This is a genomic window from Salinibacterium sp. SWN248, assembly GCF_015864575.1.
GTDB lineage: Bacteria > Actinomycetota > Actinomycetes > Actinomycetales > Microbacteriaceae > Rhodoglobus.
Map to the genome: position 1 here is coordinate 546,941 of NZ_JADYWW010000001.1, position 14,437 is coordinate 561,377.

The 14,437-nt window shown below is 60.3% G+C and carries 13 protein-coding genes; 5 read left to right on the top strand and 8 right to left on the bottom strand.

Translation table 11 applies throughout. From position 1 onward, the window contains the following. Window positions 1–40: 40 nt before the first annotated feature. Window positions 41–598, bottom strand: coding sequence for a YceI family protein (locus tag I6E73_RS02460; protein ID WP_197122854.1), 558 nt, complete (start codon window positions 596–598; stop codon window positions 41–43). A 138-nt stretch (window positions 599–736) separates the two neighbouring features. On the opposite strand from I6E73_RS02460, the gene I6E73_RS02465 reads away from it, so the two are divergent. After that, complete coding sequence (locus I6E73_RS02465) at window positions 737–1,747, top strand: serine hydrolase (RefSeq protein WP_197122856.1); 1,011 nt, start codon at window positions 737–739, stop codon at window positions 1,745–1,747. A 46-nt stretch (window positions 1,748–1,793) separates the two neighbouring features. On the opposite strand, the gene I6E73_RS02470 is transcribed toward I6E73_RS02465, so the two are convergent. From I6E73_RS02470 to I6E73_RS02490, 5 genes are all read right to left on the bottom strand, one after another. Continuing rightward, on the bottom strand, window positions 1,794–2,654 hold the full coding sequence (locus tag I6E73_RS02470; protein WP_197122858.1) for a VOC family protein: 861 nt from the start codon (window positions 2,652–2,654) through the stop codon (window positions 1,794–1,796). Between the two features lie 64 nt (window positions 2,655–2,718). Continuing rightward, complete coding sequence (locus I6E73_RS02475) at window positions 2,719–3,921, bottom strand: pyridoxal phosphate-dependent aminotransferase (RefSeq protein WP_197122860.1); 1,203 nt, start codon at window positions 3,919–3,921, stop codon at window positions 2,719–2,721. Window positions 3,922–3,944: 23 nt separating this feature from the next. Beyond that, entirely contained in the window at window positions 3,945–4,484 is a 540-nt protein-coding gene (locus I6E73_RS02480; RefSeq protein WP_197109338.1) for an Lrp/AsnC family transcriptional regulator, read from the bottom strand. Then, window positions 4,477–5,826, bottom strand: a complete 1,350-nt coding sequence (locus I6E73_RS02485) for a M20/M25/M40 family metallo-hydrolase (protein WP_197122862.1) — start codon at window positions 5,824–5,826, stop codon at window positions 4,477–4,479. The genes I6E73_RS02480 and I6E73_RS02485 overlap by 8 nt, the downstream gene beginning before the upstream one ends. A gap of 2 nt (window positions 5,827–5,828) precedes the next feature. Beyond that, window positions 5,829–6,989 (bottom strand): Xaa-Pro peptidase family protein, encoded by a 1,161-nt coding sequence (locus tag I6E73_RS02490; RefSeq protein WP_197122864.1) that lies wholly within the window; start codon window positions 6,987–6,989, stop codon window positions 5,829–5,831. 254 nt (window positions 6,990–7,243) lie between these two features. On the opposite strand from I6E73_RS02490, the gene I6E73_RS02495 reads away from it, so the two are divergent. Continuing rightward, the gene (locus tag I6E73_RS02495; RefSeq protein WP_197109341.1) at window positions 7,244–8,854 is read left to right on the top strand and encodes an ABC transporter substrate-binding protein; all 1,611 of its coding nucleotides are present in this window, start codon (window positions 7,244–7,246) and stop codon (window positions 8,852–8,854) included. 74 nt (window positions 8,855–8,928) lie between these two features. On the opposite strand, the gene I6E73_RS02500 is transcribed toward I6E73_RS02495, so the two are convergent. Continuing rightward, complete coding sequence (locus I6E73_RS02500; protein ID WP_197122866.1) at window positions 8,929–10,032, bottom strand: TIGR03617 family F420-dependent LLM class oxidoreductase; 1,104 nt, start codon at window positions 10,030–10,032, stop codon at window positions 8,929–8,931. Window positions 10,033–10,456: 424 nt separating this feature from the next. Between I6E73_RS02500 and dctP the strand changes: the two genes are divergently transcribed. From dctP to I6E73_RS02515, 3 genes are all read left to right on the top strand, one after another. After that, a complete protein-coding gene (gene dctP / locus I6E73_RS02505; RefSeq protein ID WP_197122868.1) occupies window positions 10,457–11,740 on the top strand; it encodes a TRAP transporter substrate-binding protein DctP in 1,284 nt (427 codons plus the stop codon). A 110-nt stretch (window positions 11,741–11,850) separates the two neighbouring features. Next, a complete protein-coding gene (locus I6E73_RS02510; RefSeq protein ID WP_197122705.1) occupies window positions 11,851–12,441 on the top strand; it encodes a TRAP transporter small permease in 591 nt (196 codons plus the stop codon). Between the two features lie 9 nt (window positions 12,442–12,450). After that, window positions 12,451–13,962: a TRAP transporter large permease gene (locus tag I6E73_RS02515; RefSeq protein ID WP_197122870.1), complete on the top strand. Its 1,512-nt coding sequence runs from the start codon at window positions 12,451–12,453 to the stop codon at window positions 13,960–13,962. Window positions 13,963–14,033: 71 nt separating this feature from the next. On the opposite strand, the gene I6E73_RS02520 is transcribed toward I6E73_RS02515, so the two are convergent. After that, a complete protein-coding gene (locus I6E73_RS02520) occupies window positions 14,034–14,432 on the bottom strand; it encodes a Zn-ribbon domain-containing OB-fold protein (protein WP_197122709.1) in 399 nt (132 codons plus the stop codon). Window positions 14,433–14,437 lie beyond the last annotated feature (5 nt).

Below are 14,437 nucleotides of genomic sequence, written 5' to 3' on the forward strand. Positions count from 1 at the left end.
GTGTGCAGAGAGGCCTCGTCAGGAAATCGCGAGAGCGCGACTACTGCTGGAGTGCAGCCTGAAGGTCGAAGGTGAGGGCCACGTCTTCGCCGAGAAGAACGCCGCCGGTTTCGAGAGCTGCGTTGTAGTTCACGCCGAAGTTGGTGCGGTTGATCACAGTGCTGGCGCTTGCCGCCGCAATGGTCTGGCCGTAGGGGTTCTGGGCGATGCCGCCGAACTCGCCCTTCAGGGTGACAGGCTTCGTGACGCCACGGAGGGTGAGGTCGCCCTCGATGGTGAGGTCATCGCCGTTGATTGCGACAGAGGTCGACTTAAAGGTGGCGGTGGGGAACTGCTCAACATTGAAGAAGTCGTTGTTGCGCAGGTGGCCGTCGCGGTCTGCCTGGTTGGTGTTGATCGTCGCCATGGCGATCTCTGCCGTCACCGAGTTCTCGGCGGGCGTTTCGGAGGTGACGATGGTGCCCGAGAAACCCTCGAAGGTTCCGCGAACCTTGCTGATCATGAGGTGCTTGACGGTGAAAGAAACCGTCGAGTGAGTGGCATCAATGTGCCACGTGCCGGTAGTGAAGCTGGGGTGTTCAAGGAGAGAAGTAGTCATGTAGATCGGCAACTCTCAGTGGGGCTAATCCATTCCGAGAGTGCGGGTCTGTTCGCTGGGAGCGTGACTCAGCAATCATCGAGGCCACCCACAGCATCCGCTGCCCAATTGACGAGCGACAGTAGGTAGGCTCGCACTATGGACACCACGGGACTCGACGAATTTCTTGAGCACAACGACTTCTCTGGCACGGTCCTCATCAAGCGAGGTAACGCCACCATTTACGAGGCTGTCGCGGGCAAGGCCAGCCAGCGCTGGGATGTGCTGAATACGCCAGATACTCGCTTCGACTCGAGCTCGATCACCAAACTTTTCACGAGCGTTGCTGCGCTGCAGCAAGTGTCGAAGGATGACCTCGACCTCGAGACATCCATCCACCACTATGTTGATTTGGCCGAGACCGAGATCGACCCGGCCGTGACGCTGTTGCATGTGCTCACCCACACGAGCGGCATTGCGGATGACGTGGATGAAGAGGAGGGCGAAAGCTACGCCGACCTCTGGGCAGAATTCCCGACCTACACAATTCTTGAGCCCGCCGACCAGCTCCCCACCTTTGTGAACAAGGAGTCGCTGGCCGAGCCCGGTGTCGAATGCGTTTACACCAACGCGGGTTACGTGCTCGCAGGCCTTGCGCTTGAGAAGGTCACGAAGACCGACTACCGCCAGTACATTTTCGACGAGGTTTTCACGCCGGCCGGCATGGTCGACTCGGGGTTCTATGACCGTCGGGATGCCGCCCCTCGCGTTGCCGAGGGCTGGGACTACATCGACGGCCGTTGGGTTTCCAATATCTACAGCGCCCCGCCCATTGGTCTGCCCGATGGCGGAGCTCACGTCACCGCCGCCGACCTCATTCGCTTCATTCAGGCTGTGCGCAACGGCGAGCTTCTCGACACCGAATTCACCGAAGAGTTTCTCACCCCGCAGGTGCAGTACGACGAAGAGACCTGGTACGGCTTCGGTCTCGAGTTCGACATGAATGAAGACGGCACCGTGCGCAGCTACTTCGCCGACGGTGTCAGCCCCGGCGCCTCCGGAATCGTGCGCCACTACCTCGAGAACGGTCTCGACGTTGTGGTGCTTTCGAACTCCGAAGAGGGCGCGTGGCCGGTCATCCGCGAGATCGACGAACGCCTCGGCGGGTAACCTGTCGGTTCGCTAGCTCGCTAGTGCGCTCGGCGGCTAGCTCGCGCTACTGCGCAGTGCTGACGCGAATTGTGTTGGCCCACGGGTCATCGAAGCTGAGGGTCTGGCCATCGTGACGCAGCGGGATGCCGTGGTGTGTCATCCGTTCGCCAAGCGCTCCGAGATCGTCGGCATTCGGCACCGCTATATCGATTTGGGCAAGCCCGAGTGCGGGCAGGCGCGGACCAGCGCCGCTCGAGTTCCACGTGTTCATAGCCATGTGGTGGTGGTAGCCGCCGGCGCTCACGAACACGGCGCTTCCGGGGATTTCGGTGGTCGCTTCGAAGCCGAGATGGTTCACGTAAAACTCGCGGGCTGTTTTTACGTCGCCGACTTGCAGGTGCACGTGGCCGACGCGGGCACCACCGATGACGGGCTGCTCGACGGCGGCCTCGGTGAGGTACTCCTGAAGGAAGCTGTTGGGGTCGAGAAAGAGGGTCGCCATTTCGACGGCGCCGTGGGTCCAGCTCCACTGGGTGCGGTCGCGATCCCAATAGAGCTCAACGCCATTGCCTTCGGGGTCGGTGAAATAGAACGCTTTGCTCACGAGGTGGTCGGCGCTGCCGGTGAAGGTCTTCGGGTAGCGAGTGGCGACCGAATAGACGGATGCCGCCAGCGCTTCTTCGGTGTCGAACAGAATGGCGGTGTGGAACAGTCCGGCATCGCGCGGGCTCGCGTGCTTGAGCGCGGGGGAATGCTTAAGGATCACGACGGGCGTGGTGCCGCGACCGAGAACGACCGTGTCAGAAGACTCGCTCAGCACGGTTAGCGCCACGGCATCCCGGTAGTACGCGGTGAGCGCATCAAGGTTTGCGACGCTGAGCGTCACCGCGCCCATGGCGGTGTCGGCGGCAAGGAGATCGGTCATGGCCGGTACAACCTTGCCGCCAACAGCGGTATTCCGAAAGCTCTGGGGGAGTGGGCGGGCAGACCTAAGCGGCCGCGCTCACACCTTTAAGCTCTGCAAGCTCGCGCAGGCCAGAAGCCAAGCGTGAGACGCCTTCCCGGAAGATTTCGTCGCGGCCGTTCGAGCCGTACATGACGCGGATGTAGCCCTCGCCGACGTTGCCGAACCAGTTGCCGGGGGAGACACCGAGCTGCTGGGTCTCGACGAGGTGCTTGACGACTTCGAGCGAGGTGCCGAGCTCGGAGATGTTGACCCAGTGATAGAAACCACCGGCCGGCATTGTGACGCCCACGCCAGGGATACCCTGGAGCGCCTCGAAGATCGCGTGGCGACGCTGGTCGTAGATCGTGAACCACTCATCCGTGTAGGCGGGGTTCTCGTAGGCGGCGGCAACACCGTATTGAGCGAAGGTGTTCGTGGGGCCGACGTAGTTGAAGGTCGCGATCTTGAGCAGCGGCATAATCTCGGCCGGAGCAACGAGGTAACCCACGCGGAACCCCGTGAGGCCGAGGTCTTTCGAGGTGCCGAAGACGGTGAGGGTGCGTTCGCGCATTCCGGGCAGAGTCGCGAAGTTCACGTACTCGGCGCCGTCGTAGATCTGGCGCTCGAAGTCTTGGTCAACGATCACTCCCAGGTCGAACTCTTCGGCCAGCGCTGCGAGTTCCATGAGATTCTCGCGGGTGTAGACGGTGCCGGTCGGGTTGTTGGGGTTGGTGATCACGATGGCGCGTGTGCGTTCCGTGATGCGCGAGCGGAACTCATCCATCCGCAGGGCGAAGCCGTCTTCTTCGTAGGTCGGAACCTCAACGCACACCGCACCCATCTGGTGGATGTCGTTGATGTTCTCTGCGAAGCCGGGGCTCGTGACGAGAACTTCATCGCCCTGGCCGGGGCGGATGCAGATGCGAATCGAGAGAAAGAGGGTGAAGGCCGAGCTGGGGCCAACCATCAACTCCGTTTCGGGGTCGATCTCCATCCCGTTGAAGTCCCACAGTTTGTTAACGAGCGCCGTCTTCAGGCGAGGCTCGGCGTAGCCGTTGTCGAGCGAGTAGTGCGTTTTGCCGTCATCGAGGGCTTGCTTGGTGGCATCGATGACGTGATCCGGCAGGCACTTATCTGGCGCGAACGGATCCGCGCCCATCATCATGATCCGACGCTCGGGATCGAGCCCTGCATAGAGGGAAAAATCGGGAGCGGCGAGGTCTCGCCACGAATCATCAATGCGCACGGAGCTGCTTTCTGTTGGAGCGGTTATTCGTCAATGCCGAGAATGTGAGTGAGCGGTGACGTGTCGTTGACCCGGCCGAGACTGATCATCGCTTCTACGCGCTGAAGGCCAGCGACGGCTCCCAGCTTCTCGAGCAGAAGGGTCTGCAGCTCGGCATGATCTTTCAGACGGAAACGCGCCATCATGTCGTAGGTGCCGCTCAGGATCAGAATCTCAGTGAGGGAAGGAATTGCCTGCAGAGCCTCAATGACCGTCAGCATTTTGGCATCCGACGTGATCTTGATCGGGATCACGACGAGCATCGGGCGGCCCATCGCTGACCAGTCCATCTCGATGCTGCGGCGGCGAATGACACCCGTGCGCTCGAGGCGGGCAACGCGCTCGCCGACGCTCGGCGCCGACATCCCGACCAGTGCCCCGAGGCTGCGTAGCGAAACGCTGGCGTCTTCGTGCAGATGGCGGATCAGCTGAAGGTCAACCGTGTCGAGCTCGACCTTGGGTGTGCTCTCTTCGAGCAGGTCAATGATCGTGGAGGCTTCGGCCGCTGCGACGGGATCAGTCATTGTTCGCGAACCCGTTGGCCTCAAGGTTGTTGAGCAGGTCGAGCGTGAACTGGATGTGGGTGAGGTAGTCCTCGAGGTAGCCGTGTTCGTTGTAGCCGTGCATGTTGCCCTCCGGTCGCAAAGTTCCGGTGGGTGAGATCAGGGGAGCCCCGAGATGTTCAAGGAAGAATGCTCCCGGTCCGGAACCAGTCATCACATCGTAGATGACCGGTTCTGCTTCGAAAGCTTTTGTTGCAGCTTCCAGCACCGAGACCGCGAACGGAGTGTCTACCGGAGAGAACGCAGGCTGCATGGTGCGGATGAGGTTGACCTGAATATCGGGAGCGGTGTCGCCGAGGAAGGTCTTCACGGCATCGAAGCACGCGTGCGGGTCCATTCCCGGAACGAGCCCGAAGCGCACCTTCGCGGTGCCCTTCGCCGGAACACTGTGGCTGACGCTGGGGTCGATATCGAAGCCTGAGAGGCTCATCGACGGGGTGAAGATGAAGCGCTCCTTCAGCTCTGCCGCGGGCAGATCCTTCAAAGGGTTGACGCCGGGGAGGCTGATGGCATCGCCGGGAAGCGAAAGCTCCTGCGTGCGAGCCTTGGCTGCGGCATCCGGACGCAACGCAGAATCCGTGAAACCGGGAACGGCGATGAGGCCGTCCTCGGTGACGAGAGACGTGATCGCCCGCATCAACTCGAGCGGTGCGGAACGCAGAATCTGCGAATACGAGGGGTGCTGATTGGAGGCCAGGATGTTCAGGCTCAGGCTGATCTCCATGCCGCCACGGCATCCGAAGCCGACTGCGGGGCGACCGTCGTCTTCACGAAGGTAGCTCTCCCACAGCACGGCATCGGAGCTGAGGCGTTCGGAGTTCTCGGCCAACACTGTTTCGAGGCCGGGGCTACCGATCTCTTCACACGGGTCGGCGAGGTAGATCATGCTGTACGGCAAGCCGTCCGGGTGATCCTCAATGAACAGTTCGAGCGCGCGTAGGCGGCTCGTGACATCGGCCTTGTCGTCACAGGCACCGCGGGCCCACATGGCGCCGTCGCGGATTTCTGATTCGAAGGGGCCCGAAATCCACTGGTCGAGGTCGCCGACAGGCTGCACGTCGTAGTGGTTGTAGAGCATGAGCGTTTTGTCGCTCGCTCCGGGGAAGTAGGCGACCACGACCGGCCCGTATTCAGGAATCTCGATGCGCTCGACGCGCTCGCTGAGCCGGCGAAGCTTCTGCTCCAACCAGTCGGCGGCAGCTTCGATCGCACCACGATCGCTTGCCACAGAAGGAAAGCGACAGAATTCCTGCCATTCGCGGATGCTCTGCTCACGCTCGGCATCAATACGGGGGTCGCGCACGATTAGACTCCTCGGGAAATGGCGACGGGGGTGAGCTCGTACGGGTAGTCCGTAATGCGCTCGGCCCCGGTTTCGGTGACGAGAACGATGTCTTCGAGGCGAACTCCGCCGAAGCCCTGGCGGTAGCAGCCGGGCTCGATGGCGATCACGTCACCGGCAACCAGCACGGCGTCGTTCTGGCCGAGGCCGGGAGCTTCGTGAACTTCGAGGCCGATTCCGTGGCCGAGGCTGTGGAAGTAGCCCTCGTTGAGAACCTCGCCCGGCTTCTTGGTGAGCTGGGTGGGGTAGCCGGCGTTGCTGATCGGCTCGCACGAGATGCGGTGCAGTTCGGCAACGGGAAGACCGGGGCGGATGGCGGCGAGCGTGTTGTCGAAGGCTTCCTTCACGATGCGCCAGTACGTCTCGAGCTCTTCGTTGATCTCGCCCTTGACGAAGGTGCGGGTCATGTCGGAGTTTCCACCGGACTCGGTGTCGCGGGGGCAGATGTCGACCGTGACGGGCTCGCCCTCGAAAATCTGGCCCGAGCCAGCGTGGTGGCCGATGCAGGTCTGCTCGCCGTGAGCCACGATGAGGCCGGCGTCTTCGCAACCGTTGCGCAAGAAGGCGGCGCGGATGCCCGTCTTCAAGTCTTCACACGTGAGGGGCTTGCCGTCGATGAGCAGTCCGCCATCGGCACCGACCGTTGCGGCTTCCATCTGGGTGGCGACGTGGGCGACGCCCGCTTCGGCAGCGATCTGAGCGCGGCGCATGCCGGCAAGCTCGGCGGGTGACTTCACGCGGCGGCGCATCTCGAAGAGGTGGTTGTCGACGTTCAGCTCGATGCCAGCAGCACGCAAGTGATCGGCGACGCCGAGCGGGAAAGTGGAAGGAACGCTGGCGCTCGTCACGCCGGTGCGGGTGCAAGCCTCAACCAAGCAGTTGAGTTCGGCGAGGTCGGGGCCCTGTCCAGCGGCGCGGAAGTCATCGAAGCCGAGCTCTTCGAGCGGGAAGACGGTCATGTTGTCGACGTCGCGCATCCGTGCTGCTTCCAGCGACTTGATCGCGGTGTAGCGCTTGCCATCAACTTCGATGTAGAGGAACGGGTCGTGCACCTCGTGGGTGATTACGTGTCGCATATCTGCTGACATCGTGCTCGAAAACATGAGGATAGGAGCGCTCGTCATCGTCTCTACTTCTTTCTTTGCTCGGTGCGGCTGAACGCCGTCATGGCGAAACCTTACGGTATCCGTATGAAGGCAATGATAGGCCATGTGACGGTTTTGTAAATTGTTTGTAAGGCAACTAGTCAATACAACCTAACAACGAGATAACATTATGACACTTTACGTTAGGTCGCTGTTTCATAGCCCTAAAGTAAATCCAACGCCCGGAGCCACTCACTGTTGGCACCGTAGGCGCTCACTGCACAGGAGGAAGCATGAAGACATCACGTTTCGGGTTGGGCGCTGTCGCGCTCGCCTCGGCGGTCTCGCTCACTCTCGCCGGCTGCGCTAGCAGCGATGGCGGAGATTCAGGCGACGTCAACCAGATCATCACCACCAATGGAAGCGAGCCGCTGGGCCCGCTCATCACCACGGGAACCACCGAAGTGGGTGGCGGCAAGATTCTGACCAACATCTACGCGGGTCTCGTTTCCTACAACGCCGATGGCAGCATCAGCAACGACGTCGCCGAGTCGATCGAATCGGAAGACGGCCAAAACTGGACCGTCACGCTCAACGACGGCTGGACCTTCACTAACGGTGAAGCAGTCACCTCACAGTCGTTCATCGATGCATGGAACTACGGCGCGACCTTCAGCAACGCGCAGGCGTCCTCCTACTTCTTCGACAACATCGAAGGCTTCAACTACGAAGAAGACGCGGAGCTCACCGGCCTCACCGCCGTTGATGACCTCACGTTCGAGGTCGCGCTCAACTCTCCTGAAGCTGACTGGCCGCTGCGCCTCGGCTACACCGCCTTCATGCCGCTGCCGACCGTAGCGTTCGAAGACATGGATGCGTACGGCGAAAGTCCCGTCGGTAACGGTCCGTACATGTTGGACGGTGACGACGCGTGGGAGCACGACGTTCAGATCGCTCTCGTCACTAACCCTGACTACGACGGTGTGCGCACCCCCGCCAATGGCGGAGTTACGTTCAAGTTCTACACCTCGCAAGAATCCGCTTACGCGGACGTTCTTGGTGGCAACCTCGACATCCTCGACGCTGTACCCGACTCGGCATTCGGAATCTTCGAAGACGAGTTCGGCGACCGCGCCATCAACCAGCCTGCAGCCATCTTCCAGGGCTTCAACATTCCTTTCTACCTCGAGCACTTCAGTGGGGAAGAGGGAGAGCTGCGTCGTGCCGCTATCTCGATGTCGATCAACCGTGACGAGATCACCGATGTGATCTTCCAAGGAACCCGCACTCCCGCAACCGACTTCACGTCGCCTGTTGTCGATGGCTACTCGGACTCGCTCGCCGGTGCTGAGGTGCTCCAATTCAACCCCGAAGAAGCTCAGAAGCTGTGGGCCGAAGCCGACGCCATCTCGCCCTATGGCGACACCGTGTTCGACATCGCCTACAACGCTGATGGTGGCCACCAAGGTTGGGTGGATGCTGTAGCTAACAGCATCAAGAACACGCTCGATATTGAGGCTGTTGGAAAGTCGTACCCCGACTTCAAGTCGTCGCTCGAAGACCGTGTAGCGGGCACGCTCACCGGCGGAACTCGCGCCGGATGGCAGGCTGACTACCCGTCGCTGTACAACTTCCTTGCTCCCCTGTACCAGACCGGTGCCGGCTCGAACTTCGAGGGCTACAGCAGCGCCGAGTTCGATGCACTCATGAAGGAGGGTGCAGCAGCGGACTCGGTCGATGACGCAACTGCTCTCTACCAGCAGGCTCAGGAAGTTCTGCTCACGGATCTGCCCAGCATTCCGCTGTGGTACTCCAACGCCACTGGCGTCTCGGCTGACACCGTCGAGAACGTTGAGTTCGGTTGGGATTCAGTTCCGCTGTATTACGAAGTCACCAAGGGCTAATAGCTCCCACGTGAACTAGCACCAGGGATCAAGCCCGGGTCGACTTCGGTCGGCCCGGGCTTTCTGGCGTGCGTCTAAACGGCACCCGTTGGTGTGGTGTTACCGGCTTTTATCGTCGCAATGGTCTTTGCCCATACGTCAGGATCTCCAACCAGGTGGGGGAGGGAAATCCTGTCGGCGTAGTCGCCGTGGCGGGCCAACATGGCGCTCCCCACCTCCTGCGGCTCAGCTTCCACTGCGAAAAGCTCCAGCACGTCATCGCCTATGAGCTTGGTCATTCGGCTCCAGCGGTCTTTCGACTTCTCCACCGACAGCGCGTGGAGTCGATCGCCGAGGTCGCCCAAGTCGTGTGCTTCCCAGACAGGGCGGTAGCTGCGGGTGCTACCGTAGAAGGCGACCTGATATCGGACCTGCTCCCGATTTTTGACGAGCTCCTCTTCAGTGGCGCCCGTAACGAGGAAACCACCGGCCGTGATCGTGAAGTCATCACGCTTGCGACCGCCAGCGGCGAGCCCGCGTTCGATCGCGGGCATCATGACGGCATCTAGATAACCGCGGGTCCAGAACCCGTGGAGGACGATTCCATCCCCCACCTCGGCGCTGACCTCCGCCATGCGTGGGCCCACAGCGGCGAGCCAAATTGGCGGTGGTGCCGGCGTCCGAGTGTGCGGCACGAAGTATTCAGTCATGAGTGAGTGCTCGTAGAACTCTCCAGAGAACGCCAGTGGCGTGTCCTCGCGCCATGAATCCCAGATTGCCGTCGTCGCAAGCACAAACTCTCGCATGCGAGCGGTCGGCTTACTCCAGGGCATGGAGAAACGGCGGGTGATGTGCGCGCGGATCTGAGTGCCGAGACCAAGGTGAAAACGTCCGGCGGTGAGCTCTCCCAGTTCGTGGGCGGCATACGCAAGAGTCATGGGGGTTCGTGCGAACGCGACAGCAATCTTTGTTCCCAGGTCCATATCTCCCGAGTATTGGCTCGATACGGCGCATGCAACGAATGGATCCCCGGTCACTTCGGCTGCGAAGATACCGTCAAAGCCGAGTTGCTGAGCCAGCAACGTGCTCTCTGCCGTATGCCCAAGGTCGCTCAGATGAGTGTCGACCTTCAGGGCGTTGCTCCGCCCACTCTCGTCGCTTTCGCTGATGAGACCTCTGTGGTCGTCACGCTGCCGCATGGGCTCTCACTTCCTCGTGAACCTTGTCGTACGTCGAGCTATGAGCCGCTCTCGTGCTGAGAGTGGTGTCGACTCTGGTCACCGTAACACCGCCGCCGCCAGTTTGTATGCATTGCGTCAAATGGGCCGCGGGGGCATTCTCGGCTCACAAAGACGAGTTCACGGTGCCATTTTTGGCAAAGTGCTGGCCGCGCCGCTATTTTGGCGATGATTAGCGCACGCCGCGAGCCGCCGAAACCGTCATTCGTATACAAATGGCGTTAAATAGGCGCAGAAATCTTGACTTAACGACGAAATACTCGAAGTATGTATACCAAACGCACCAAGCTAGTCCAATGAGGGGCTCGCTTCGACGGTCTATCAGCCCCGTCATGGAGAATTCCGGCTCCCTCAATGTTAATGATGACATCAGAGAAGGACTCACATGATGACTATGGGAACGAAACCACGCCGGCGGATCATGGCGACGATAGCAGTGGGGGCTGCCGCTGCGTTTGTGCTGTCAGGGTGCTCCCGCGCTGACATCGGTGGAGGAGAGGTTGCCACCGGCAACGCGCTGCCCGCCGGCTCATCGGCAGCTGACTTCCAAGAAGCGCTGAGCGACATGCCAGACACGACTTTGACCTTTCAATCGACTGTTTCGTCGGCCGACAGCCCCGACGCAGAGTCAACGCTGGAATTCATCGAGCGCGTCAACGAGTATTCGGGCGGCAAGATCATGCTCGACGTTACCTGGGCGAACGGAATCGTACCCAACGTCGTTGAGGTCGACAAGGCTCTGGCTGACGGCCGCATCGACATTGGGTATGCCTGGCCGCAGTACAACGCCTCGGAGTACCCGGCCAACAACTTGCTCGTAAACCTGACCCTGCTCCGTGACCCGCAGATGGTGCCTGGTTACTACTCGATTATGGCGTCGCTGCAGCAGGAAGGCCTTCAGACTCCCGAGATAATGGAAGAGTACACAAAGCAGGGGATCACGCCCCTCACCGTCATGGGCGCCGACGGTCCATCCATCATCGCGTGTACTGAGCCTGTTCTCACCCTTGCCGACCTCGCGGGTAAGCAGATTCGCGCCGGCGGAGTCGCGCAGTCTCGTCAAATCGAAGAGCTGGGTGCAGTGCCGGTTTCGATGCCGTATACCGAGGTGTATGAAGCACTGCAGCGAGGGATACTTGACTGCTCGATGTCAGCTCATGCAATTGCTGTTATTGCCGGTCACACCGAGGTTGCTCCGTTCATCATGCACACCACTGCCGCGAGCTTCGTGTCGACTCCGTCGAACTTGTACGCCGGGCCGGTGTTCACGACGCTCCCCGTCGTGGCGCAGCAGCTCATCCTTGAATCGGTCGACATCATGCGGGGAGCGTCCATTGAGTCTGGCCTCAGTCGTATCGCTACTACTTTCGCTGATTCCGTCGCTGACAATGGCGGGGCCTTACTGGCCTTCGACCCCGAGGTCGACGCGAGACTTGCCGAGATCAACGAAGGTATCGTCCAGGATGCGATTGACTCGGACTTGCTCGATGGAGCATCGCTGGTACAGCGCATCGAGGCGGCGAACGTCGAATGGCTGGAAATCGGTACTGAGCTCGGTTATACCGAAGACGGTCCCGTCGAGGAATTCCCGGAGTGGTATATCGGTACCGACTCGGAGCCGTGGGCAAGCATGGTGAGCGAAATGATCACGCAGAAGCGGTTCAGCTAGAGCTGCCTGCGAGGGCTCGGTGCCACCTGGCCCCGAGCCCTCGCAACCCTCGAGGCTCGTCCGCGTGCCAACCCCTCACTACCCACCGACCCAAAGGAGCAACGACAACGATGTCCCAATCCGCAGCGTCGCCGCCGACAGTAGGCGGCATAATCATAAAACTCCCGGACAGGCCAGCGAAACGCTTCGCGCACCGGGCCACCTTCATACTTGAGGTGATTGCCTCGGCACTCATCTTCGTCATGATGCTGATCGTGCTGGTGAACGTGATTAGCCGCTACGCATTCGGTCAACCGATCCAGGGCACAAACGAACAGGTTGGATTCATCCTGCTCCCGGCAGTGGTATTCATCGGCTATGTCGTGGCCCAGGTGCGTGGCGCGACGATCGAAGCCGACATCGTCTACCAAAAGTTCCCGAGGCAGATTCGACGTGAAGTCCGGTTTGTCACTGGTATCTTCTCGATGATCGTCACTTTTGGCTTCGGCTGGTACGGCATGATCGAGGCAATTCACGCAAACGAAATTGGTAAGAGTGCCCCGGCAAGCGATGTTTTCATCGCCCCAATTTACTGGTTCGTGCCTGCCGCTTTTGCGGTGCTAGTTGTTCTGTTCGCCCTCGACGCCTTTCGCGCCATCCGGGGCCGTTTCGACAAAGAGGACTTCACCGAAGAAGCCCTTACAGATGCGGCGATAGGTTAGGACCCAGCTATGACTGATCAAAAGACCAGCGTGTTCGAGCCCGGTGTCGCCGTGGGTCGCACAGCTGTGGCGCAACAATTTACCAAAGAGAACCCGAGTCCCGGCCGCCTCTGGGCCTATCGGGTCGGCATTGCCCTTGCTCTCGCCGTCCCCCTGAGTGGCGTGTTCATTGCTCCAACTCGTGAGCTCGTCGGACTCTCCGCGATTTTACTGATGTTCGTTTTGATGCTCATGAGAATCCCCATCGCTTTCGCGCTGGCGATACCTGGGCTCCTCGGTGTTTACTCGCTCAACGGGATTGCCGCGCTGGCAAATCTACTTAAGGGAGAGCCTCTTATCGCGGCCTCACAGTGGGCACTGAGCGTGCTGCCGATGTTCGTGCTGATGGGGCTGTTGCTGTGGCAGTCAGGAATCACGACCAAGATGTACGAAACTGCGCGCAACTGGTTGGGCTGGCTGCCCGGCGGCTTGGGCGTCGGCACGAACATGGCAGGCGCAGGACTGGCTGCTGTATCGGGGTCGACCATGGGCACGACGTATGCGCTGGCCCGCATTGGAATCCCTGAGATGCTAAAGGCCGGGTATGGGAAGCCGATCGCTATCGGTTCGGTTATCGTAGCCGGACTTCCCGGGCAGCTAATTCCGCCCAGTATCTTCCTTGTGGTCGTTGCCGGACTTCTTGAGAACCCTGTGGGCCCTCAGCTGATGGCGGGGCTCATTCCGGGCATTACGGTGGCACTCCTCTTCTCTCTGATGATCGTCGTCTTTTCTGTGTTCATCCCGAAGTGGGCTGGCCGCGGAGCAACGGCCGCGGTGAGGCCGACCATTAGCTGGAGCGGGCGTTGGCGTTCGCTAGCCGATATCTGGCCGGTAGCTGTGCTCATCTTGGTCGTTCTCGGCGGCATGTTCATGGGCGTGTTTACCGCCACCGAGGCAGGAGCCGCGGGCGCGTTTGGTGCACTCATCTTTTGTGTGTGGTTCCAGCGCAAGAACAAGCCGTTGGCAAAGGTCGGAACCTCGGCCGTGGAGACGGTCAGCAGCGTGGGTTCCATCTTCTTGATGATCGCTGGCGCGCACATACTCGGCTCGCTGGTTGCCGTCTCAGGTCTGGGGAGATTGTTCTCCGATTTTGTCTCGAACACCGGGATGGGGCGCGTTGAATTCCTGATCCTCGTCATGTTCATCTACATCCTCTTGGGCATGTTCATGGATCCGCTCGCGATTTTGCTGACGACCATTCCCATTCTGATGCCTGTACTAAATCAGCTCGGTGTTGACCCACTCTGGTTTGGCGTCTTCGCCGTCTTCATGGGTGAGCTCGCGATTCTCACACCGCCAGTGGGCATGCTGAGTTTTGTGATCCACAAGATCGTTCAGGATCCGGCGGTCAATCTGGGCCAGCATTTCAAGCTGACGGACGTGTTCAAGGCCGTGATGCTGTTCCTGCCGATGGCGATCATCGTGGTTCTCATCTGGATCTTCTTCCCAGAGATTGTTACCTGGTTGCCTAACCAGATGTAGAGAAGCCCCACAACGAACAAAGACCGTACGCACCCGCGTACGGTCTTTGTTTTATGCAGTGACTGCGCGCATCACGGGATGCGCGGAACGAAGAACGGGATCACTTCCCCGCCACGATCCACGCTGGACTTGTCGAACGCGACCCTCATCCGCGCCCCCTCCGGCAGGAGCGAATCCACTTCGCCAAACCGGGTCCACCACCATGGGCCCTCATCCAATCGGACGATTCCGACGAAGTCGCGGCTCGGTACGCCGCCCGCCCCGCGAATGTGGATGATGGATGAACTGACGACGGTGGCGTACCCCGATGCCGCAAACTGTTCGATCCGGTCCGGATCCATGTGTGGGGTTTCTTGCACGTCAAGCACTCGGCCCGTTTCTCGATCACGGGTGAGTAGGAACACATCGCGGCTCAAGGCTTCAAAGAAGTCTGATGATGCGGCGTCGCGAATTACGATGGGATGGTTCATCTGTG

What these genes read in the sequence shown, in the direction of transcription:
- I6E73_RS02465 (WP_197122856.1), top strand. Translation starts at nt 737, where the DNA reads ATGGACACCACGGGACTCGACGAATTTCTTGAGCACAACGACTTCTCT.
- I6E73_RS02470 (WP_197122858.1), bottom strand. Translation starts at nt 2,654, where the DNA reads ATGACCGATCTCCTTGCCGCCGACACCGCCATGGGCGCGGTGACGCTC.
- I6E73_RS02460 (WP_197122854.1), bottom strand. Translation starts at nt 598, where the DNA reads ATGACTACTTCTCTCCTTGAACACCCCAGCTTCACTACCGGCACGTGG.
- I6E73_RS02520 (WP_197122709.1), bottom strand. Translation starts at nt 14,432, where the DNA reads ATGAACCATCCCATCGTAATTCGCGACGCCGCATCATCAGACTTCTTT.
- I6E73_RS02490 (WP_197122864.1), bottom strand. Translation starts at nt 6,989, where the DNA reads ATGACGAGCGCTCCTATCCTCATGTTTTCGAGCACGATGTCAGCAGAT.
- I6E73_RS02510 (WP_197122705.1), top strand. Translation starts at nt 11,851, where the DNA reads ATGTCCCAATCCGCAGCGTCGCCGCCGACAGTAGGCGGCATAATCATA.
- I6E73_RS02480 (WP_197109338.1), bottom strand. Translation starts at nt 4,484, where the DNA reads ATGACTGATCCCGTCGCAGCGGCCGAAGCCTCCACGATCATTGACCTG.
- dctP (WP_197122868.1), top strand. Translation starts at nt 10,457, where the DNA reads ATGATGACTATGGGAACGAAACCACGCCGGCGGATCATGGCGACGATA.
- I6E73_RS02495 (WP_197109341.1), top strand. Translation starts at nt 7,244, where the DNA reads ATGAAGACATCACGTTTCGGGTTGGGCGCTGTCGCGCTCGCCTCGGCG.
- I6E73_RS02500 (WP_197122866.1), bottom strand. Translation starts at nt 10,032, where the DNA reads ATGCGGCAGCGTGACGACCACAGAGGTCTCATCAGCGAAAGCGACGAG.
- I6E73_RS02515 (WP_197122870.1), top strand. Translation starts at nt 12,451, where the DNA reads ATGACTGATCAAAAGACCAGCGTGTTCGAGCCCGGTGTCGCCGTGGGT.